This window comes from Sphingobacterium rhinopitheci (genome assembly GCF_022627575.1).
Classification (GTDB): Bacteria; Bacteroidota; Bacteroidia; order Sphingobacteriales; family Sphingobacteriaceae; genus Sphingobacterium; species Sphingobacterium rhinopitheci.
This window is the reverse complement of sequence record NZ_JADEYQ010000006.1, coordinates 132,379-155,293: the sequence shown is the minus strand read 5'-3', so window position 1 is coordinate 155,293 and position 22,915 is coordinate 132,379. Positions and strand designations below refer to the sequence as shown.

Below are 22,915 nucleotides of genomic sequence, written 5' to 3'. Positions count from 1 at the left end.
AAATATATCAATATTTGTTCAAATATTGTATGTTATTGCTGTTGACTTATACGATAGAAATCTGGCGTTAGCTTATATGTTTAGTAAGATTTGCGTGGTAGCTGATATAAGAAGTATGCCGGTAGGAATTGAGGTGGTAGAAGCAATATTCTAAACCTATTTGTTAAAGCAAATGTGTTTAGAATAGTGTTGAATATAAAAATTGATGTTATGTAGTGTAGCTCTATTTGAAACGCTAATTAAGTAATTTACAATAAATTTATTTACCTATATGATGTTAGCATTAATCTAATATCTGGTAAAAACCATTTGCTTCACTTTATTTCATGTCGTTTGCAAGGACGAAATATCAAACGTTAATGCGAGCGCAGCGCAAGTATAAAATGTAATATACGCTTTTAAAAATCCTGATTTCGTCGAATATGTGGAACGCTTTCGTGCTAATGGGTATCCTATTCAATAGGTAGAAGAATTACAACCAGCCTTAATAAAAAAAGCTTTGCAAGAATATGGTGTTTCTGTAATTATTTGCCCTATTGATTATAGCGAAAATATGAAACTTACTCATAAGCTAGGTGAACTAAATATGCCTAGTTAAGGGTTGGATGTTTGATGGTATTTTTTTAGTATGGAAAATGATGAAGAAAGTATTTTCCTGTAAATGGAGTCATCGCAAGTCTTATTATTCAGTTCATATACTTCAATAATATACCAATTATTATTTTATTTTTGTAGTTCACTGCGAAGAAGAAGCTATGGGATATTCAAGTTTAAGAGATTGCGTTAACGATTTAGAGAGAAATGGTCACTTGGTGCGTATCAAGGAAGAAGTAGATCCATATTTAGAAATGGCAGCTATTCATATGCGTGTATATGATGCGGAAGGGCCTGCTTTATTATTTGAAAATATTAAAGGATCTGAATTTCCTGCTGTTTCCAATTTATTTGGGACATTGGAACGTTCTAAATTTATGTTTCGTGATACATTAGATCATATCAAGAAGCTTGTCGATGTAAAGATGGACCCTACCGCAGTATTGAAAAATCCTTTTCAATATATAGGTTCTTCTGCCGTAGCATTAGGTGCTCTTCCATGGAAGAAAAAATCTAGTGCTCCTATATTGTATGGTAAAACACAAATCAGTGCCCTACCACAAGTTGTCAATTGGCCGATGGATGGCGGTGCATTTGTTACTATGCCGCAGGTATATACAGAAGACATTAATAAGCCAGGGATTATGAATGCCAATCTTGGCATGTATCGTATTCAGCTATCTGGTAATGAGTATATAAAAGATAAAGAGATAGGCCTTCATTATCAATTGCATAGAGGGATAGGTGTACATCAGCAAAAGGCTAATGAATTAGGAAAGCCTTTGAAGGTTTCGATCTTTGTTGGGGGACCTCCATCACATCCGCTATCTGCGGTAATGCCATTGCCTGAAGGGTTGTCGGAAATGATATTCGCTGGAGCCTTAGGTAACCGTCGTTTTCGTTATTTCTATGATGAGGAAGGTTTCTGTATTTCTGCGGATGCTGATTTTGTAATTACGGGTACTGTCTATCCAAATGAAAATAAACCTGAAGGACCTTTTGGGGATCATATTGGTTATTATAGTTTGGTACATCCATTTCCATTGATGAAGGTGCATAATGTATACCACAAAAAGGATCCTATTTGGTCTTTTACAGTAGTTGGTAGGCCGCCACAAGAAGATACAAGCTTTGGGGCATTGATTCATGAGATTACAGGTTCGGCTATACCTCAAGAGATAAATGGGTTGAAAGCTGTTCACGCCGTAGATGCAGCTGGAGTTCACCCTTTATTGTTTGCGATAGGGCGTGAGAGTTATACGCCATATCAAAAGGTCGAACGTCCACAAGAGATTCTAACCATAGCCAATCAAATATTGGGCAAAAATCAATTGAGTTTAGCGAAGTACTTATTTATTGCGGCTACGGAAGATAATCCAAATTTGGATATTCATCATGTGGAACAATTCTTTACCCATATATTGGAAAGAATAGATTTTGCACGTGATTTGCATTTTCAAACCAATACCACCATTGATACTTTAGATTATACAGGTGATGGGTTAAATGCTGGTTCTAAGGTTGTGTTTGCAGCTGCTGGTGACAAGAAAGTAGAGCTGGCGCGTTATTTATCTGCTAATCTAGACCTTCCAAGGCCATTTGATAAGGCTAAATTGGCTCTTCCTGGTATAATGGTGGTGCAAGGCGCAAAATTTGAATCTTATACAAATGAACAAAGGGTATTAGCAGAATGGACTTCCGCGGCTAAGGATATAGCTTTTGAAGGCATAAAAATGATTGTTTTGGTAGAAGATGTAGATTTTGCTGCAGCCAACGAAAATAACTTTGTGTGGGAGACTTTTACGAAGTCAAATCCAGCGTATGATATTTATGGTATTCGTTCGTTCAATAGATTTAAGCATTGGGGGTGTGATGGCCCTCTTATTATAGATGCTCGACGAAAACCTCATCATGCTCCAGATTTAATAAAAGATCAAGATGTAGAGCGACGAATAGACCGTTTGTTTGCGCCTGGAGGTTCTTTACATGGGATAGCATAATAAATAAACAAAGCATCGAATATTCGATGCTTTGTTTATTTAGATATAATTTAAAGATTGAGTTTGGTTTATTTGTTCTTTTGATCGTCTTTTAATCTCTTGATTAACTTTGCGGAGCTGTGTTAATAGCGGGATAAGAATCATAGGGAAAACAAAAATTGGAAATAGAATATACCATGAGTTTTCAAATACTTTTTTTGTAGCAAATAGATATACTAATAACGCACTAGCTATTATACTAATCAGCGTAAAACAAATAGAGAAATTTCTTAATAAATCTCTTCTCCGTATCAATAAATCATAATTAAGAACATTTTTCGAACTTCTTTTCATAGATTATTAATTTGTTTGGCGTACTAATATAGTAGGTTTTGGTATGGTATAAGTTTAATATTTTTAAAATTTCTTACCTGTTTTTATTTGTAACTATCAATGTGTCTATGTTTGATTTTTTAGAAATTACACTTCATTAATTTTGTTTTTTTTATATGTAGTGAAATAAATTAACCTACATCTAGGTACTGTTATGGTTGATTTAATACCGTTTGTCGCCTATTATCTATGCTTTTAAGCTAATAATTGGATCTATTTCACAATGATATGTTTTTTTATATTATGGTGTTTTTATTCTTTAAAAGATATAATGTAATTATTAAAACTATTTAATCACTTGGTTTTTCTATTTTATTTAAATTTATTTCGTCTCAATAAATTAGGGGGTGTAGTTAGGTTGTTCATAATTGGGGAATAATTTATTAATTAAGCGCGATTATAGTACATAACTGCTATGTACTTCGTATAGTTAGCTTGTGTAAATAGTTGACCTTAAGTCTTATTTTTTTGTGCGATAGCATTGTGAATAGGGAATGAATTTTGATAGATTATTTAATAGCAGCAATGATATTAAAATGACCATTTACAGTAGTGTAATCTTTATTTTTGTAGTGCAAAATTTAAGGAGGTTACAGATTCAATATGAAGAATATTTTAGTTATTAATGGGGGGCAAGTTTTAGCACATTCAGGAGCAAAGTATAATACCACAATTACAGAGGTTACGCTCGATTTTTTTAATAATAAAGAAGGGTTTGAAGTCAAATCTACACAGATTGCGGCAGGTTATGATTGTGCTGTTGAAGTGGATAAGTATGTGTGGGCTGATGTAATAATATATCACACGCCTATCTGGTGGTTTCAATTGCCATATGATTTTAAAAAATATATCGATTTAGTTTTTACTGAAGGATATGGTAGCCTATACAGAAGCGATGGTCGTAAAAGTGAAAATCCTGCAGTAAACTATGGTACTGGTGGATTGTTGCAGGGAAAGAAGTACCTATTGACAACGAGTTGGAATGCACCGAAAGAAGCTTTCACGTTACCGGGCGAATTTTTTGGCCAGAAAAGTGTCGATGAAGGTCCTTTGTATGGGTTTCACAAGATGAATGAGTTTATAGGTATGTCAGCATTACCAAGCTTTCATTTTCACGATGTAGAAAAGAATAATAAGATGGAGGCAGATATTAATGCATGGATAGCACATCTAGAGAATGTTATCGCATAATACTATAGTGTTGATCATCATTTATAGTGATTATTTGTAAAAAGCGCCCTGTTACTTAGCTGTATCAGGGCGCTTTTTTACTGCTGTAATACCTCATTCATACCCGTGTTGTGTAGATTATACCATAAAATGCGATTACTACTTAATTAAAACTGTAGTGTTTGTTGCTAATTGAATACCATCTAAGGTCTGTAATTACTAGGATAGCCTAGCTAATCTTTTCTAAATGGATGTCATTGAAAACTATTTTTCTTCCTTCTCGTAACAACTACGTTTCAATAGATTTTTAATCATTTTTACCTTTATTTTGATGGCATAGGCATTGATATTTTAGTATGTTTGTATATATAATAATCAAAGGGAATACATTACATGTCATCTATACTAATAAAAAATGCACAGGTCGTAAACGAAGGTAAGATCGAAACGTTGGACTTGTTTATCAAAGACGGTCGTATTGAAAAAATCGGTGGTCAATTGGACTTGAAAGCAGATCAAGAAATTAATGCTGAAGGCTTACACTTGTTACCGGGACTGATTGACGATCAGGTGCATTTTAGAGAGCCGGGATTGACATATAAGGCAAATATTTTTACGGAAAGCCGTGCTGCGGTAGCGGGGGGTACTACATCTTTTATGGAGATGCCAAATACCGTTCCTAATACATTGACGCAGCGATTACTGCAAGATAAGTATGATATAGGTCAAGATAGTTCATTAGCAAATTACTCTTTCTTTATGGGAGCAGGTAATGATAATTTGGACGAGGTATTGAAGACCAACCCGCGAGATGTGTGCGGTATTAAAGTGTTTATGGGGTCTTCTACAGGTAATATGTTGGTGGATAGCGAGGTCGCTTTGGAGAATATTTTTCGCAATGCGCCGACCTTAGTAGCCACACATTGTGAAGATGAAGCTACCATAAAAGCTAATCTTGCGCTGTACAAAGAGCAGTATGGAGATGCTATTACCATCAATATGCATCCTTTAATTCGTTCAGCAGAAGCATGTTATTTGTCTTCATCTAAAGCTGTTGAATTAGCTAAGAAAAATAATACAAGATTACATATTTTACATATTTCGACAGGCAAAGAAACGGCATTATTTACGAATGATATTCCATTGGAGCAGAAACGTATTACCGCAGAAGCTTGTATCCACCATATGTGGTTTTCGGATTTAGACTATTCTACTAAAGGGAATTATATAAAATGGAATCCTGCTGTAAAAACGGTAGATGATCGTGATCAAATATTGAAAGCAGTATTGGATGGTCATATCGATGTGATAGCAACAGATCATGCCCCTCATACTATTGAAGAAAAAGAACAAGCTTATTTGCAAGCTCCTTCGGGCGGGCCTTTAGTTCAGCATGCGCTTCAAGCGTTATTGGATTTGGTGCAGCAAGGGAAGATGACTTTGGAACAAGTGGTTCAGAAGACAGCGCACAATACAGCTATCGCCTTTCAAATCGAGCAACGTGGATTTATTCGTGAAGGGTATTGGGCAGATTTGGTACTCGTAGATTTGAACAAACCATATACGGTAAATCGTGCAAATATATTGTCCAAATGTGGCTGGTCACCATTTGAAGAACACACTTTCTCTTCTTCAATTGAGCACACTATCGTCAGTGGAAATATAGCCTATTCTAAGGGGCAGATTATGGAAGTAGGTTCAGGACATCGTTTATTATTTAATAGATAATGGATAAAAGGACATTTCTTAAATCATTGGGTTTAGGCTTAGGAGCCTTTACACTTTCGGATACTACTGTACAAGCAGCGATCGATATTGTTCCTCAAGTGAAATCGCTGTTGAGAGCTAAAACCCTAAAAGAGGGGGATACAATAGGTATTATTACGCCTGCAGGTGCACTGTCGGAAGAGGAAACGATTACCATGACTAAGGAAGTGTTGACTTACCTTGGTTTCAAGGTCAAGGAAGGGAAATATATTCGTGCCCGCTATGGCAATTTAGCAGGTAAAGATCAAGAGCGATTAGCGGATTTGCATAGTATGTTTGCTGATAAAGAAGTAGATGGTATCTTGTGTATTCGGGGTGGCAATGGTGCATCTCGATTATTGCCCTATATCGATTACAACTTGATCCGCAATAACCCTAAAGTATTATTGGGATATAGTGATATCACCGCTTTGATATTAGCTTTTTATGCGAAGACAGGATTGGTGTCTTTTCACGGTGTGGTAGGGAGCAGTACATGGAGCAATTATGTCGTTAAGCTGTTTAAAGAACAGTTTATAGAAAATAAATTGGCCACATTTACGAATCCTGTAAAAGCTGAAAATCAAATTATTCAATATAAAGATCGTATACAAACAATCACGCCTGGTATAGTAGAAGGAACAATATTGGGGGGTAATCTAACTTTATTGACTGGTCTATGTGGTTCTCCATACTTACCCGATTTTAAGGATGCTATATTATTCATTGAAGAGATAGGGGAGAAATCAGATCGTATGGATCGTATGTTTTGTCAATTGATGAATGCTGGAATTTTAGCGCAGATAAAAGGTTTTATTTTTGGTAAATGTACCGACTGTGGTCCTGAACAAGCATATGGTGCCTTTACATTGGATCAAATGTTAAATGATTATATCAAGCCTTTGGGGATACCAGCGTATTCTGGAGCAATGATAGGTCATATATCTGATCAATTTTTGATCCCTGTAGGTGTCCGTGTCCGTATGGATGCCTCGTTGGGGAAGATTGAGTACTTGGAGAAATCATTGATATGAGAAATATATTAATACTAGTTTGTGCTATTGGAATTTTTACGTCTTGCGACGCTAAAAAAGATACACAAATGAATATAAATGCTATGAAGATAGATACGACAACATTTAACTCGATTTATAGTAAATACAAAGAATCGGCTTTGCAACACCGCAGATTTAAACACTATGATGTAGATTCACTTGTTCAAATTCATAAGCAGCGAGATATTATTGCTGTCCAAAAAATAGGAGAGTCTTTTCAAAAACGTGCTATATATGAATTAAGCTATGGTTCAGGAGATAAAACAGTGATGTTGTGGTCGCAGATGCATGGCGATGAGCCTACAGCAACGATGGCATTATTTGATTTATTTAACTTTTTAGAAGGTAAAGGTGATGGTTATGATGACATCCGAAAGTTATTGAGCAGCAAGCTTAATATACATTTTATCCCTATGCTGAATCCTGATGGTGCCGAGTTATATACCCGACGCACAGCACAGAGTATAGATATGAATAGAGATGCTCGTGCGGGTCAAACGGTAGAAGGTGCTTTATTGCGTGCGCGTGCTGCAGCATTAAAGCCTCAATTTGGCTTCAATTTGCATGATCAAAATATATACTATAATGTGCCGGGGACAAAAAATCCAGTTTCCATATCGTTGTTAGCACCAGCATTCAATGAATCTCGTGATATCAATGAGGTACGTGAAGGTGCCATGCAAATGGCTGTGGGGATGAATAATATTTTGCAACAGTATATCCCTGATGCTGTCGCAAAGTATGACGATACATATACGCAGCGCGGATTTGGGGACAATTTTCAATCGTGGGGTGCAAGTACAGTACTAATAGAATCTGGTGGTATGAAGGGTGATCCTGAGAAACAACAGATTCGTAAATTGAACTTTATCATCATCCTAAATGCTTTAATTGAAATTGCGGAAGGTAGTTACCAAAATTATGATAAAAAGGATTATGAGGATATTCCTTTCAATGCCTCTCAATTGCACGATGTTGTATTGCGTAATGTATTGGTGGAGCGTGATGCTATAGTTTACAAAACGGATATTGCGATACGTCGCAATGAAAGAACTGTAGACCGTGACTTTTTCGTTAGGGGAGCTATTGAAGATATTGGCGATTTACAGGAATCTTTTGGCTATGATGAGTTAGATGCTGAAGGGTTACATGTCATACAAGCAAAAATACAGGCTAATCCTATTAACGATTTATCAATGTTAACAGAACAAGCTGCTTTCGAGTTATTGAAGAAAGGAATTATGGGAGTAGCTGTTAAAAAGAATGTGGAACCACAGACGCTACCGTTACACAATTATCCTATTCATTTTTATAAACAAACAGTTTTTTACCCTACGACAACCATAGATTTGGGGGGAACAGCTAATTTTTATTTAGCCGATAAGGAGGGGGATTTAAAATATGCTATTTTCAATGGCTATTTAATAGATTTATCCAAACAACCCGAAGTATTTAAGTATAAAAGTAGGGTTTATTAGGGTTTAAATAACGTAAGGAACTAGTTTAGTACTAGTTTTTTACTTTTTATTAGTTTAGGATTATTCCTTATAAGTTACAATTTTAATGAAGCGCTATTTCGATATTAATTATAATAGACAACTATTTTTTCTTCTATTTTCTTTTTTTTCTTGTTATCAAGTCAATGCTGCTTCTACAATACAAAAGATAGATCAAGAGCATGTTTACTCTTCTATCCAGTTTGGTAACGGCTTATTGGATTTACGATTTCCAAGAGCTGAAAATCCCACGATGACCGAAGAGCCATATATCCAGAGTGGCAAAAATAATCTTATTTATGTAACCTTACCACAGACTCTAAATACCAATGCTGTAAATATGGAAGTATATTGTCCTATAAACAGCTCTGTCAAAGTAAATGGTATTCCTGTTCCAAAAAATTATGGTCTTTTGAATGGAAAAGATGTAGCTATTGTCATGACGAATATCAATATTGATGCGAATATCAATTTGGAGATAACGTCACAATTTGGTACTAAGGTTGAATATGATGTATTACCTAAATTAGGAATTAAAGAGCTAGATAGTATTATCTATAATTTTAAAGAAAAGTATAATATACCTGGTGTTTCTTTTGCTGTCGTGAATGTAGATAGCACAAAAACGGTGTATCAATCGGGCTATGGATATGCGATCAAAGAAAGTAAAACTAGGGTTCAGCCAAGCCATTTGTTTAGGTTGGCATCGATGTCAAAGCAACATACCGCAGTTGGGATTCTGAAATTGGTAGAGGATGGCAAAATTGCGCTTAATGATACTGTTTTTGGGCCTAATGGTATTTTGAAGGACAAATTTCCTAATGTGCCAAATAGAGCGACTGCTATCACTGTTCGTAATCTATTAGAGCACACTAGTGGTTATAGTACGCACCCAGATTATATGTTTGATAAGCTTTATACTGGATGGTCAATGGAGCAACGTATTCAAGCAATGCTCAGAAGTAGGCAATTGAATGAACCTGGGGCTGTGTTTGCTTATTACAATACAGGATACGGTATATTGGGCTATATTATCGAGACGGTATCAGGTAAGTCGTATAGTCAATATATGGAAGATCTGTACCATAGTGTCGGTATTGATAATATACATGTGGGAGGGACACAGGCAGAAAGACGGCCAGATGAGGTGGCTTACTATGGTCAAAATAGTGCTAATGCTGAAGGCTTAGATATGGGGGTCAGAGCGCCTGCTGGTGGATTAATTGCCTCTATCGATCAGCTTATCAAATTGTTGTGGCGATTGGATGGTAAAGACAATATCCCTGATCTATTGAATGCAGAAACTAGACAATTGATGTTTACACCTTCTTCTACAGGAAGATCAAGATATACGTTGGGATGGCGCACAAATCATCAATATTTCCCTCAGAGCTTTTATCATGGCGGCACATTGGCTGGTGTTGCTACCTTTTGGGTTTATTCGGGCGGATATGCTGTTATATTCCTTTGTAATTCACGAAGTAATATCAGACGTTTTGATGACGAATTCTATAGAATGGCACGTGATATTATTGCGGATGTTAAAGAAAAACAATTTTAAAACTAAAAAAGCTCTTTCTCAGATTAGAATGAGCTTTTTTAGTTAAGATTATTAGTCAATTTTTTGTCGTTTATCGTCGTATAGACCGAGCAACAAACTATTTCCTTCTGTATCTATAACGATTCCACCATATACGGCATTTTCATATTTCTCCGCTTTACCTTCTTCAAAGAAATAGGACTCAGTGCCTATATTTGTAGTCCATTCATTGGGCGAATTATATTTAATTATTTTTTCTCTAGGATGCAAGGGTGTGCTCTTTGGTTGTAATCTTATCGCTTTAGCAACGTTGTTGCCATCAACTTGTAAAACGCAGTATCCCCTTTTTTGTATTTTAGATTTATCTATATTGTCAGAGAAATCATAGCGCAGCGTCATATAATCACCTTGCATGAGTGATCGAGGATCAACGGGTGCTAATCGGAACAAAATTAGCTCTCCACTATCTAATAAATCTTCTTTTTTAAGAACGGAATAATTAAAATAGATTAATAATGCTACAAGATTAATCAAAATAAGATACCATTTAAGATTTTTCATGGGCACTAAGATTTTTTGATGTTAGATAATAGACCAATAAGAATAGAAAACCCGTTAGCATTAGAATAATAGACTTAAATAGTAAGGTTACTTCCATGTCATAGTAAAAGCGCGTGATGAAATACAAAAATGATAGTATTCCTAAGGCAATCCCTGTTTTGTAGTTAATATAAAAGCAGCTAAGAATAAGTAATAGTGCTCCCGGAATATTCGGCTGGATTGTACTGGGTAATAGTACAATCAAAGCTGCGCTGTATATAATAGCTTTTTGTTTGCGATTAGTAATTGTTAATTGCTGTAGTATTTTCGTTATTAGATAGAAGAATAAGCCTATCGTGACTACTAATGTGATACTATAAGAAAAGATATTAAAGCTATAGCTGTCTATTTCTAGCACTTGAAACGTACGAAGGTTGAATGTGCTCCACCCATTGAGTTTGTAGATGTAAAATACGATTGATGCAATTTTAAGCGGTTCATAAATCTTTGCTAAATGCTTGCTGTAGCTTATAATCTTGGCTTCTTTCGTGAGTATAAATAGCGTAAGAATAGCTATCCCATTATAGAAAAATGGAAACAGTTGATATAAGTCAAATTCTTTTAATAAAAATTCAATACAACCATATATTATTAACGTAGCAATAAGGGCTATTACATAATTATTTAAATAAATGAGCGTAAATGTCGCAACCACTAATAAGCATATTAAGATAACTTTTATATCAATTTGTGCTTGCGACATTCCAAATGCCAATAAACCATATCCTGTGCAATAAAGGCTTAGTAGAAATGTATCTAAGAAGGTTTCATGAACCTGTGTCGTCAAATAGCTTGGTATAATAATCAATAAAATTCCTAAACCTATCATAAATAGAGGATAGTCATATATTCCGATTAGGAAGAGAAAACCAATACCAAATACGCAAGTTAGTAGCGCACCAAAGATTGTTAAAGCCTTGATGACCATGGTTTGTTGTTCTTTACTACTTGAAGCATAAGCGGAACTGACAGCTTCTTCATCGACCAAAAAAGGTTTTTTAGCTATAGATTTAAGGTATTCTATGCTAGTGGCAGATCTATTATTATTCATTTGTCCATTTTTGTTGAAGGTTTAATAATAATTTGATTACTCCCGTAAATGCTGCAATACTAAAAATAGTGATAAAAAATATGGCCATTTCATCATTCATTATTCTGAATATATAATATATGGCTATTAGGATTATGCTGACTGCCATCAAAGCGATATAGGTGACTTTTTTTGTAGCTATAGCCTGCAATACGCCTAAAAGATAAATAGTACTGACTACTAGTAAACATAAAAGTGTATAAGGGATGGACTGGGTATCATACAGTGACGTTATAGTGAGTGTTGAAAATCCTGTAATAGCTATAGCCAGGCTATTTAAATACCAATTAGGTAATGTAAGTTCAGATTTTATTCTTCCTAATAGTGTAAAGGATATTAACAGGAAGCTATTTAAGGCTAAGAATAGGAGGGATGAGGTCGTGTCGCTCCAATTGCTGGCAACCTGATCCATATAATAATACAAGGTTGTATTGAGTAATATACTATATAACAGCCAAAGAGGAGCGTAATAACCAACTATTGTCCATACAGTAATAAATACGGTCCATCCCAAAAAAAAGTCATATGCATTAGCACCAGTTTGGTATATCTGTCCAAATACGGCGAATAAAGCACCAACAAGGGCGGATGTCGCTGTCAGCACGATATTTTTAATCGTTGTATTGGCTTTGGATATTACAATACATAATACGCCTGATATAATCAATAATTGTATAATACCTAGTTTTAGGAACTTATGTAGATCATCCCAATTGTAGGCAAAAAAGAAAATAATACCCGTTATTAAGAAACCTAGACCTAGGCTTATAAAAAGAAGCTTTAAAAATCGGCTCCAGTCATTTTTGCTGGTGTATATTTTGTGTTGTAGAGCATCTTGAAGGGTGGATTCATCGATATCACTATGTCTACTAATGATATGGATGTCTTTACGCTGGATTTCTTCCATTAACTAGGATTTTATACTTAAAATACAATATATAACTTTTTGGGCGATGAAGGAAACATAAGATCTTGTGATCTGCCTTTACTAACAGGTATCTCTTTTAATTGAGATACATACTATTCCTATGTTTAATACTTATTGTTTATCTCTTTTTTAACTTTTGCTCTGTGCTATAAATCAAAGATGAGGGGTAAGCATATAACTATAGTTAGCGTAAGGAGTAATTTGTAAATGCAAGCATCACCTGTTCTACTGAATTTATAAACTATAAGTTGCTGTAGGTTTATTTCTCTAATAAAAATATGTAATTTTTTACGATTTAAGCTAGTCTAGTAAGTTTTATACAATTGGGATGAATGTAATACAAAAAACCACTTCTACAATGATAGTAAGAAGTGGTTTTCAGGTATTAAATACTAAAGTATTTATGCATTATTTTTTTTAAATCTTCAGGGGTATCTATGGCATCATTACTGTGGTTAGATATAGCTGTCTGTATAGTATAGCCATTGTCTATCCAGCGTAATTGTTCTAAAGCTTCCATTCTTTCTAAATCAGAAATTGGCAGCTTGCTAACTTCTGTAAGTACTGCAGTACGATATCCATATATACCTATATGGTTATAGTAGGGTCTGTTTTGTAACCATTCTTTAGGATCGATACCACGTAAAAAAGGAATTGCTTGTCGTGAAAAGTAAATTGCTTTACCTGTATTGTTTAATACGACTTTAGGCTTATTTTCATTAAATAATTCCTCGTTTGATTCTACTTTACGTACCAAAGTAGCTATGTCTGTTTGCTTATTCGCAAAACAGGAAACCAAAAGGTCGATTTGTTGCGGGTCTATAAATGGCTCGTCACCTTGAATATTGATGGCTATATCAAAACCAGTGATATTACGGATCACCTCGGCACATCTATCGGTGCCCGATTGGTGTGCGCTATTTGTCATTATCACATTGCCCGCAAAGCTTTTTACGTGATCATAGATGCGTTGATCGTCTGTAGCGACGATTACTTCATCCAGACTGCTCGCATGCTTGGCTTGCTGATATACACGCTGTATCATTGATTGACCTGCGATATCCACCAATGGTTTTGCAGGAAAACGTGTCGATGCATAGCGTGCCGGTATTATTCCAATAACTTTCATATCCCGAAATTAAGGAATATTATTAAGTTCATAAAAAAAAGCTGTCATTTCTGACAGCTTTAATATAAATGATTGATTAGTTAGTCTTAGTGAATAAATAGCAACTCGCGTAATTTTGGAAGTGGCCATTTAGCATCGTCAACAATTTTCTCCAATTTGTTAACGTGGTAACGGATATCATCGAAGTATGGTTTTACGATTTGATCGTAAGCAATCGCTAACTCACGCATATCTTCGATAGTATTTGCTTTTTTACGTGCTTGACGCATTTCTTCAGATTTCTCTAAGATAAGATTTGTGTGCTTAGAAATACGCTCTACTAAGTTTAGTTGTGAAGAGTAAGCTTCTTTTGCTAAACCTAAATCTTTCAATCCTTTAACGTTAGTGATCAACTCATTTTGGTACGTGAAACATGCAGGAGCGATTTGACTGTTTACAATCTCTCCGATAACACGCGCTTCGATTTGTAATTTTTTGTAGAAGTTCTCTAACAATATTTCATGACGCGCTTCAGATTCACGTTTTGTATAAATACCTAATCTTTCGAACAATTCTAAAGACTCTTCAGTTACATAAACGTCTAATGCTTTTGGCGTAGACTTGATATTAGATAATCCTCTAGCTTCAGCTTCAGCAGCCCACTCATCACTGTAACCATTGCCTTCAAAACGAATAGCTTTAGATTCTTTGATGTATTTGCGGATTACGTTTAAGATGGCTAAGTCTTTTTTCGTGCCTTTTTTGATTTGTTTGTCTACTTCAATTTTGAAATCAATCAATTGTGCCGCAACGATTGTATTTAATACAGTCATCGGTAATGCAGAGTTTGCTGATGATCCTACAGCACGGAATTCAAACTTGTTTCCTGTGAACGCAAATGGTGACGTACGGTTACGGTCTGTTGTATCCAATCTCAATTCAGGGATTTTTGGAATACCATGCCATAAGTTAGCCTCCGATTTCACCTTCTTAGCTACGCGTGCTGATTCAACTTCTTCTAATATTTCATCCAATTGTGATCCTAAGAAGATAGAGATGATAGCAGGAGGAGCCTCATTAGCACCTAAGCGGTGGTCATTACTTGCACTAGCGATAGATGCTCGTAATAAGTCAGCATATTGGTGAACAGCTTTGATGGTGTTAACGAAGTACGTTAAGAACATCAAGTTGTTTTTTGGAGTTTTACCAGGAGATAATAAGTTAACGCCTGTATTAGTGATCAATGACCAGTTATTGTGTTTACCAGAACCATTAACACCAGAATATGGTTTTTCGTGTAATAATACTTTAAAGTTATGACGGATAGCAACTTGCTCCATTACGTTCATCAACAATTGGTTGTGATCGATTGCTAAGTTGATCTCTTCATACATAGGAGCACACTCAAATTGTGAAGGTGCTACTTCATTATGACGTGTTTTTAAAGGGATGCCTAATTTTAAAGATTCATTTTCTAAATCTACCATGAATGCTAGAACGCGCTCAGGAATTGAACCAAAATAGTGGTCATCTAATTGTTGTCCTTTAGCGGACATATGTCCAAATAATGCACGACCCGTCAATTGTAAATCTGGACGAGCGTTATATAAAGCCAAGTCAACTAAGAAATATTCTTGCTCGATACCTAAAGATGCATTTACTTTAGTGATACCTTTGTCAAAGTATTGAGCTACATCTGTAGCCGCTTTATCAATCGCACTAACAGCTTTTAATAAAGGAGCTTTGTAATCTAAAGATTCACCTGTATAAGATACGAATACCGTAGGGATACATAATGTCTTACCAGCAGCAGTCTCGAAGATAAATGCTGGAGATGAAGGATCCCAAGCAGTATAACCACGAGCTTCAAACGTATTACGGATTCCTCCGTTAGGGAATGAAGAAGCATCTGGCTCTTGTTGAACTAATGCATCAGCCGTAAATTTTTCAATAGCATTACCATTTTCGTCAGGTTCGAAGAAAGCATCGTGCTTTTCTGCAGTAGTTCCTGTTAAGGGTTGGAACCAGTGCGTGTAGTGAGAAACACCATTTTCTAAAGCCCATAGTTTCATGGCTTGAGAGATAAACTCAGCTAATTCACGAGTGATAGGCTCATTCTCTTCGATTGATTTTGATAATTCTTTGAAAGTAGTCTTAGGCAAGTAATCTTTCATTTTGGCAATTGTAAATACATTTTTGCCATAAATATTGATTGCTCTTTTCGTAACTACCTTTTCCTCTGATGATGTACTTCTTGTAGAAGCCACATTTACTGATTCGAATCTAAAGTTTGACATTTTGGGTGTATAGTTGAATATTTTTACGTTTCGTTTCGTTATGATAGTTCAAAAATACATTTTGAAAATTAAAAAACACATTTTTTTTGAAAAAAAACAAAAAAACCTCTAAAAAATGACTTTAAAAGGTTTTTTAGAGGTTTTTGTTGTTGATTTTTGAGTATTTATTGGTGTTTATTGATTTCTGTACCCCAATTTATGCCTTTTTTTAGTGCAGGAACACCTTTTTCTATCCATTCTGCGGCAGGTTTTCCTTTTAAAAAGTGGTCAAAAAATTGAGATTGGCGTAATTGTATGTCTTTCCTGTTTTGTCTTTGTAATAAATTATGATCATCACCATTATAATTTAATAACCATACTGGCTTCTGAAGCCTGCGTAAAGCGGTGAACATCTCTATCCCTTGGTACCATGGCACCGCACCATCATTATCATTGTGCATTATAGCTACAGGGGTATTTACTTTATCCATAAAGAATAAAGGAGAATTTTCTATATATAGATCCCTATTTTCCCATAAGGTAGCACCAAGACGGCTTTGTGTTTTCTCATACTGAAATTGACGAGACATCCCTGTTCCCCAACGTATACCACCATATGCCGATGTCATGTTTACAACTGGAGCACCTGTCCATGCCGCAGCATACATATTCGTACGTGTTATTAAGTGAGCTACCTGGTAACCACCCCAGCTTTGTCCCTGTATCGCCATTTTGGTGGAATCAACCCATTTATTGTTCTCCGCTAAATAGCGCATTCCGGAGTTGATATATTCCTCAGCAGATTGCCCCGGATAACCGATCTCATACCTTATATCCGGTGAGAATACCAAGTATCCATTACTTACGTAGTAAGGGATATTCAAACGTGATGGCGTAGGAGCCGGTGCTTGGTAGCTGTAAAGGCCCTCTGTTGATGTTTCATAAAAATACGCTATGATAGGGTATTTCTTGTTAGGGTCAAAATCTTCAGGTTTGTATAATATTCCTTCTGCTTTATATCCTTTAGGAGTTGTCCAATGAACCAATTCAGCTGTTCCCCAGTTGTATTTTTCTTGTTGTGCATTAATATCTGTGAGTTGAATCTCGTCTTTGAAGTCATGGGACAAATAAATATTGGGACTTGTACTATAGTTTTCTTTAACATAGACCAATGTTTTGTTGTTTGCATCAGATTGTATTGATTTATACGAGTATTTGTCCTGAATAATCTGCTTTGGGTCACTATTTTTTGCTAAATTCAATGAAAAGAAGCCATTTTCCTTATTAATTTCATTGAAACTTGATAGAATAAGGTTTTCTTTCTTGTCTATAGTGAATGCTTTAGGACGTAAAGTAGGTATTTTTAAATTTAATACTCTAAATGTTATTTTATTCGTTCTACCATATGACTTAGTGATATTTTCTTTGGTCTTTCCATCTAGTGAAATATACCAAATATCATATCTATCATTCAGATAGATACCTTTGTAGTCTGATGACCACGCAGCTATCCCATATGACGAAGGAGATATTGGCATATCATTTAATTCATTCGCAAAGGTTACGTTAATATTATCGGTTAAAGCTTTTTCGGTACCTGAGGTGATATCGTAGGCGTACCATTGCTGATTTTCATTATTAAATAAAACTATATTTTTAGCATCAGGAGATAAGTAAGCGTGGCCAAACCAATCTTTTTTGATCAGTTTCTGATCACCATTTGTTGTATTTATAATATATATATCTTGAGCTGTAAATCCTTGCCATTGCATTTCGATAGTTTTACCAAAATTTGATGTCGCTAATATCCATTCTTCATTACCAGTGTCCGAAGAACTATATCTATTGAATTTTTCAGTTAATAAAGGTACAACGGAATTTGTATTAATATCGTAAGCGCTAAGGTAACTCTTCGATTGATCTCTTTTTAAGTTAACGAGTTGTTGCGTCATCAACGTTTCATCTTTCCAATGCCAAATATCTACTTTAGCATTTTCAAACTCTACAAGCGTTGTATCTTTTACGGCAGGAATAGGTGCTAAGCCAAAGAATATCTTTTTACCCGAACCATTGAAGGTTAGGCTGCCGTCGCCGGATACGTACCAATCTTTGGGGATATTGGCTGTGTTTTTATCCGCTATGATTTTTGCTGTATCTAAGGCAGGTGAATAGTAATATAGTTTGAAATCCTTTGTAGGGTTCTTAACAGGGCTTTTATCTGCTAGGAAAGCGAGTTGATGGTTTTTGTCGTCGAAGGTAAAGTTTTTATAGACACCTTTACCATGTGATATTTTTTTTATCTCCTTTTTTACGATATCGTATAGATATAATCCATCTACCCCCGAACTATCTTTCTCCCCTGTCTTTTTGTTGAATACCAAATAGCGCTCGTCATTACTAAACGAATAGGAATCAGCTTTCCAAAATTGCAGTGTATCTGCTGTGCTTAATTTATATAATATTAATACAGCTTCTTTTTTAGAATTTTTATTATCCGTTTTTTTTCCGGTATTTTCAGCTTTACTTTTAGTAGTATCTTGTTTTGTAGGTATATTTAGGTCTTGGACATAAGCAATATAATCCTCAAATTCAAAAGCTGTTTTGTGGCTTTTTATAGCGCCAATATTGTTATATTTTTGCGTTTTATCGAAGCTGAATATCGCTAAAGAGTCTTTAGGCAAATCGTCGGCCTTCTTTTTCTTGATTTTAGCTTCTCTTGTTTCTTTAAAATATGGTTTTAGCGTTACTACAAACTGATTTTCGCTATTATTCAATTTGCCATTTATTCCTCTATCAAATGATTTGATTAGTGTATTATTAGCTGTTTTTAAAACAGTCTCTGTATCTCCTTCTTGTGGAGATATACTATAGTACACTAGTTTTCCGCTTTTAGAAATGCTATTGTTACTTATGCTTTTCCAAAGATCATAAACAGAATGATCGATAGGTGGTTTTTGCGCAAATGCTTGCGTGGTAACCAACCCTAAGGTTAATAATGTAAGTTGTTTTTTCATTGAATGCTTATAATCTTTTATACCCAAAAGTAATAAAATGGATTCTTTTGTTTTGCAACAATTTTAGCACGTTAATTTTTCGTATATTTAAACTTACTTATAAAGAATACCTCATGAAATCAAATTCTATAATTATCACTATAATTGCTGCAGTTGCTATAATCGTTGTTGCTTGTATTTTTGGAAATGCCTATAGATTTAAGTACAATGCAAATAATACAATTAATGTAACAGGTAATGCTAAGAAGGATTTTGAATCTGATATCGTAAAATGGACAGCTACGTACAGCCAAAAGTCAATGAGCTTAAGTGAAGCCTCTGAAGAATTGAAAAGTGATCGTGCGTTGGTAAAGAGATTTTTGATTGAACAGGGGATTGCAGAAAGTGAAATAGTATTCAATGCTATTAATATTTCTAAAGATTTTTCCTACCATACTGATGCTAATGGTAATAGTTTCAATACTTTTTCGGGATATAGCTTGACTCAGACCATAAGTGTAGAATCCAAAGATTTAGTAAAAGTCGATAATGCATCTCGTGCTATATCTGCGTTAATCTCTCAAGGGGTTGAATTGTCCTCGAATACACCTAGCTATTATTATTCTAAATTAGAAGATCTTAAATTAGCGCTAATTGCTGAGGCTTCCAAAAATGCCAAAGCTAGAGCTGAAAATATTGCTAAGGAATCTGGCTCTACGCTAGGGGATATTAAAAAGGCTGATTTAGGAATATTCCAGATTACAGGACAAAATGATAATGAAGAATATTCTTACGGTGGGGTATTTAATACTACTTCACGATTTAAAACTGCCAACATAACGATTAAAGCTAGTTATGGTCTTTAACAATTAATAACAGTATTATTATTGTAATTACATCTTTACGTTATAGATTGCTATTATTTGGTATTTTAGGTTTCAAATTTAATTAACTAAACCCAATATGCTTCGTAAAGATTTTATTCGCTCCGCTTCATTGTTGGTCGGGTCGACTATAGTAGCTCCTTCTATTTCTTTAGCTTCACAATCTTCGAATACCAAATTCTTGAAAAAAGGATTAGGTTATGATATGATTCGTGAAGATCTTTCTGTGCTTGATAAATTTAAGTTGGTGCGAGACTTAGGATTCGACGGGATTGAAATAAATAGTCCTACCAATATAGATATTAACGAACTAGTAAATGCTATCGAACAGACAGGGATTCAAGTGCCGAGTACGGTTAACAAAGATCACTGGTCCATTCCTTTAAGTACATCAGATCTAAATATACGTCAGCAAATTGTTAAATCTATTAACCAATCATTGGAACAAACAAGGATTTTGGGAGGTGATACACTGTTAGTAGTACCTGGCATTGTTAGTGAAAATATGCCTTATGAGCTTGCTTATAATAATACGATGCAGACGGTAACCGAATTAATCCCATTAGTAGAAAAATCAGGTGTTAAAATCGGGTTTGAGAACGTATGGAATAATTTTTTGATTAGTCCTGTTGAAGCAAAGTATTTTTTGGAACAAATCAATCACCCTTTGTTTGGCTGGTATTTTGATATTGGTAATGTCTTACGTTATGGATGGCCTGAGCATTGGATAGAAACATTAAATTCTAAAATATTCAAATTACATGCGAAAGAATTTAGTCGTTCCAAAATGGACCAAGAGGGACTTCGGAAGGGTTTCAACGTTGAGTTAAATCAAGGTGATGTGAATTGGAAACAGGTGATGCGAAAACTTAAGGAAATAGATTATAAAGGAGAGTGGATTACCTTGGAAGTAGGAGGTGGAAATGCGGCACATTTACAAAAATTGTCACGGCAGTTGGATCTAATTATTACGAATTAAAAGGGATTTGTTTTTTTTATATTTTCTTGAATACGCTAGTATTTTTCTTATTTATTTAAATATTAATTAATATCAAATTAATAAATATTCGCAATCCTTGATAGTGTTAAATTATGTTAATTTATCCTTTTTTAAGCTGTTTAATGTCAATCTTTGTATTGAGGTAATTATTCATTATTTCATAATTTAGATTAATAATTGGTTTGGTAGTCCTGGAGTTCCCCACTTCAGGATTACTATTTTTGTCCAAATTTAAATCGCTATCTTTCAATCTGTAATTTAATGGCACAGTAGTTGTATTATTTATAATGATATAGTTTTCTAAATAAAATTGTATTTAGGTTAATAATTGGTTTGGTAATCCTGAAGCCCCCTAGCTTCAGGATTTTTTTCTATATAATATTGTAATCAGCTAATTTTCTTTGCTTATAATAATAAGCCTTATCTTCAGGTGTAATTTCACGAATTACGCGACATGGATTTCCCACAGCAATAACATTTGCAGGGATATCTTTTGTAACGACAGATCCTGATCCAATAACTGTATTTTCACCTATAGTAACATTAGGATTTATCACTACATTGCCACCTAGCCATACATTGTCACCTATAGTAACAGGTAGTGCATATTCTAACAATGTATTTCTAATCTCGTGATGAATAGGATGTCCCGCGGTATAAATAGAAACATTAGGACCGAACATGACATCATTACCTATCTTGACAGGAGCGGTATCTAGTATGGTAAGATGGTAATTGGAAAAGAAATTATTACCTATTTCAATGTTAAATCCATAGTCGCAATAGAAGGGTTGTTCAACGTGAAACATATTCGGTACGCTACCAAATAGTGCTTTTAGTACTGATTTTCGCTCTTTATAGTTTTTAGGGTCGATTTGATTATAGCGATAACATGCCCGCTGCGCATTTAGTCGTAAAGGGGCTAATTCTGGAGCATTTGCATAATATGGTTCTCCTGCAACCATTTTCTCTTTTTCTGATTTTGACATTCGCTTAGCATTTAGAGTATTCTATAGCTGTTGAAGATACTAAAATTAAGTATCTTTGCTATAATGAGTAAGGAAACTAGTTTGAAAATTGGAATTGTAGGTAGTGGAAGTTGGGCTACTGCTATGGTCAAAATGTTGACCGACAATACTCAACCTAAAAATGTATTATGGTGGGTGAGGAAGGAAGAGGATCGGGATTACATCGTTAGTTTTAAGCATAATCCATCTTATTTATCTGCTGTAGAAATAAAAGTTGCTCCGCATAATATATATATAGATGCAAAGGATGTAATTCAAGCTTCTGATATTATTGTGCTTAATACACCGGCGGCTTATTTGAAAGATGCGCTAAAAGATGTTTGTGAGGCAGATTTTAAAGGAAAAATCGTGGTGTCTGCTATTAAGGGGATTATTCCTGATGAAAATCAAGCAGTAGGGGATTATTTAGTGGAAAAATATAATATAAGTCTGCAAGATATTGTTGTTATAGCAGGCCCCTGTCATGCGGAAGAAGTGGCACAAGAGAAATTGTCTTACTTAACTTTTGGATGTAATAACCTAGAATTAGCGACAAAAGTAGCTACTTTTTTTGCATCGCATTATATTAAGACAGTGATCTCTCCAGATACAATGGGGATAGAATATGGCGCTGTTCTTAAGAATATATATGCTTTAGCAGGTGGTATGTGTCACGGACTCGGTTATGGGGATAATTTTCAAGCGGTTTTAGTATCTAATGCACTTCGAGAGATGGATTATTTTGTTAATGCATTGTCTCCTCGAGCTCGAGATATTAAGGCGTCGGCATATTTGGGTGATTTATTAGTTACTGCATATTCTCAATTTAGTCGTAATCGTACTTTTGGTAATATGATTGGTAAAGGATATACCGTTCAATCTGCTCAATTGGAAATGAATATGGTGGCTGAAGGATACTATGCTTCAGGCTGTATTCAATCTATAATTCAAAAGCATAATTTGGATATGCCTATTTGTAATATGGTGTATCAAGTGTTATATAATCATAAGTCGGCGACACGAGAAGTAGCTGAATTAGCCAAAATTTTTATATAA

At 35.0% G+C, this 22,915-nt stretch carries 17 protein-coding genes; 9 read left to right on the top strand and 8 right to left on the bottom strand.

The annotated features are described in order from the left end of the window. Window positions 1–755: 755 nt before the first annotated feature. Complete coding sequence (locus tag IP023_RS08370; protein ID WP_241789816.1) at window positions 756–2,594, top strand: UbiD family decarboxylase; 1,839 nt, start codon at window positions 756–758, stop codon at window positions 2,592–2,594. 39 nt (window positions 2,595–2,633) lie between these two features. Here the strand turns inward: IP023_RS08370 and IP023_RS08365 are convergent, their stop codons facing one another. Then, on the bottom strand, window positions 2,634–2,927 hold the full coding sequence (locus tag IP023_RS08365) for a hypothetical protein (protein ID WP_241789815.1): 294 nt from the start codon (window positions 2,925–2,927) through the stop codon (window positions 2,634–2,636). Window positions 2,928–3,569: 642 nt separating this feature from the next. On the opposite strand from IP023_RS08365, the gene IP023_RS08360 reads away from it, so the two are divergent. The 5 genes from IP023_RS08360 to IP023_RS08340 all read left to right on the top strand — a co-directional run bounded on the left by IP023_RS08360 (window position 3,570) and on the right by IP023_RS08340 (window position 9,994). Next, window positions 3,570–4,157, top strand: a complete 588-nt coding sequence (locus tag IP023_RS08360) for an NAD(P)H-dependent oxidoreductase (protein ID WP_241789814.1) — start codon at window positions 3,570–3,572, stop codon at window positions 4,155–4,157. 372 nt (window positions 4,158–4,529) lie between these two features. Next, window positions 4,530–5,864, top strand: a complete 1,335-nt coding sequence (locus tag IP023_RS08355; protein ID WP_241789813.1) for a dihydroorotase — start codon at window positions 4,530–4,532, stop codon at window positions 5,862–5,864. Then, the gene (locus IP023_RS08350; RefSeq protein ID WP_241789812.1) at window positions 5,864–6,916 is read left to right on the top strand and encodes a S66 peptidase family protein; all 1,053 of its coding nucleotides are present in this window, start codon (window positions 5,864–5,866) and stop codon (window positions 6,914–6,916) included. Before IP023_RS08355 ends, IP023_RS08350 begins: the two co-directional genes overlap by 1 nt. Then, on the top strand, window positions 6,913–8,415 hold the full coding sequence (locus IP023_RS08345; protein WP_241789811.1) for a M14 family zinc carboxypeptidase: 1,503 nt from the start codon (window positions 6,913–6,915) through the stop codon (window positions 8,413–8,415). Before IP023_RS08350 ends, IP023_RS08345 begins: the two co-directional genes overlap by 4 nt. Window positions 8,416–8,500: 85 nt before the next feature. Continuing rightward, the gene (locus IP023_RS08340) at window positions 8,501–9,994 is read left to right on the top strand and encodes a serine hydrolase domain-containing protein (RefSeq protein WP_241789810.1); all 1,494 of its coding nucleotides are present in this window, start codon (window positions 8,501–8,503) and stop codon (window positions 9,992–9,994) included. A gap of 51 nt (window positions 9,995–10,045) precedes the next feature. On the opposite strand, the gene IP023_RS08335 is transcribed toward IP023_RS08340, so the two are convergent. The 6 genes from IP023_RS08335 to IP023_RS08310 form a co-directional block, all read right to left on the bottom strand. Beyond that, window positions 10,046–10,534: a GDYXXLXY domain-containing protein gene (locus IP023_RS08335; protein ID WP_241789809.1), complete on the bottom strand. Its 489-nt coding sequence runs from the start codon at window positions 10,532–10,534 to the stop codon at window positions 10,046–10,048. After that, window positions 10,521–11,624, bottom strand: coding sequence for a DUF4401 domain-containing protein (locus IP023_RS08330; RefSeq protein ID WP_241789808.1), 1,104 nt, complete (start codon window positions 11,622–11,624; stop codon window positions 10,521–10,523). The genes IP023_RS08335 and IP023_RS08330 overlap by 14 nt, the downstream gene beginning before the upstream one ends. Then, entirely contained in the window at window positions 11,617–12,570 is a 954-nt protein-coding gene (locus tag IP023_RS08325; protein WP_241789807.1) for a DUF2157 domain-containing protein, read from the bottom strand. The genes IP023_RS08330 and IP023_RS08325 overlap by 8 nt, the downstream gene beginning before the upstream one ends. Before the next feature lie 406 nt (window positions 12,571–12,976). Then, the gene (kdsB, locus tag IP023_RS08320; RefSeq protein ID WP_241789806.1) at window positions 12,977–13,720 is read right to left on the bottom strand and encodes a 3-deoxy-manno-octulosonate cytidylyltransferase; all 744 of its coding nucleotides are present in this window, start codon (window positions 13,718–13,720) and stop codon (window positions 12,977–12,979) included. Between the two features lie 86 nt (window positions 13,721–13,806). Then, window positions 13,807–15,996: a glutamine synthetase III family protein gene (locus tag IP023_RS08315; RefSeq protein WP_241789805.1), complete on the bottom strand. Its 2,190-nt coding sequence runs from the start codon at window positions 15,994–15,996 to the stop codon at window positions 13,807–13,809. Between the two features lie 164 nt (window positions 15,997–16,160). Next, window positions 16,161–18,989 (bottom strand): prolyl oligopeptidase family serine peptidase, encoded by a 2,829-nt coding sequence (locus tag IP023_RS08310; protein WP_241789804.1) that lies wholly within the window; start codon window positions 18,987–18,989, stop codon window positions 16,161–16,163. Between the two features lie 113 nt (window positions 18,990–19,102). Here IP023_RS08310 and IP023_RS08305 point away from each other — a divergent pair, with 113 nt between their 5' ends. Further along, on the top strand, window positions 19,103–19,834 hold the full coding sequence (locus tag IP023_RS08305) for an SIMPL domain-containing protein (protein WP_241789803.1): 732 nt from the start codon (window positions 19,103–19,105) through the stop codon (window positions 19,832–19,834). 97 nt (window positions 19,835–19,931) lie between these two features. Next, window positions 19,932–20,831 (top strand): sugar phosphate isomerase/epimerase family protein, encoded by a 900-nt coding sequence (locus IP023_RS08300; RefSeq protein WP_241789802.1) that lies wholly within the window; start codon window positions 19,932–19,934, stop codon window positions 20,829–20,831. A gap of 392 nt (window positions 20,832–21,223) precedes the next feature. Here IP023_RS08300 and IP023_RS08295 read toward each other — a convergent pair whose 3' ends face one another. Further along, on the bottom strand, window positions 21,224–21,841 hold the full coding sequence (locus IP023_RS08295; RefSeq protein ID WP_241789801.1) for a sugar O-acetyltransferase: 618 nt from the start codon (window positions 21,839–21,841) through the stop codon (window positions 21,224–21,226). A 63-nt stretch (window positions 21,842–21,904) separates the two neighbouring features. On the opposite strand from IP023_RS08295, the gene IP023_RS08290 reads away from it, so the two are divergent. Then, window positions 21,905–22,915 (top strand): NAD(P)H-dependent glycerol-3-phosphate dehydrogenase, encoded by a 1,011-nt coding sequence (locus IP023_RS08290; RefSeq protein WP_241789800.1) that lies wholly within the window; start codon window positions 21,905–21,907, stop codon window positions 22,913–22,915.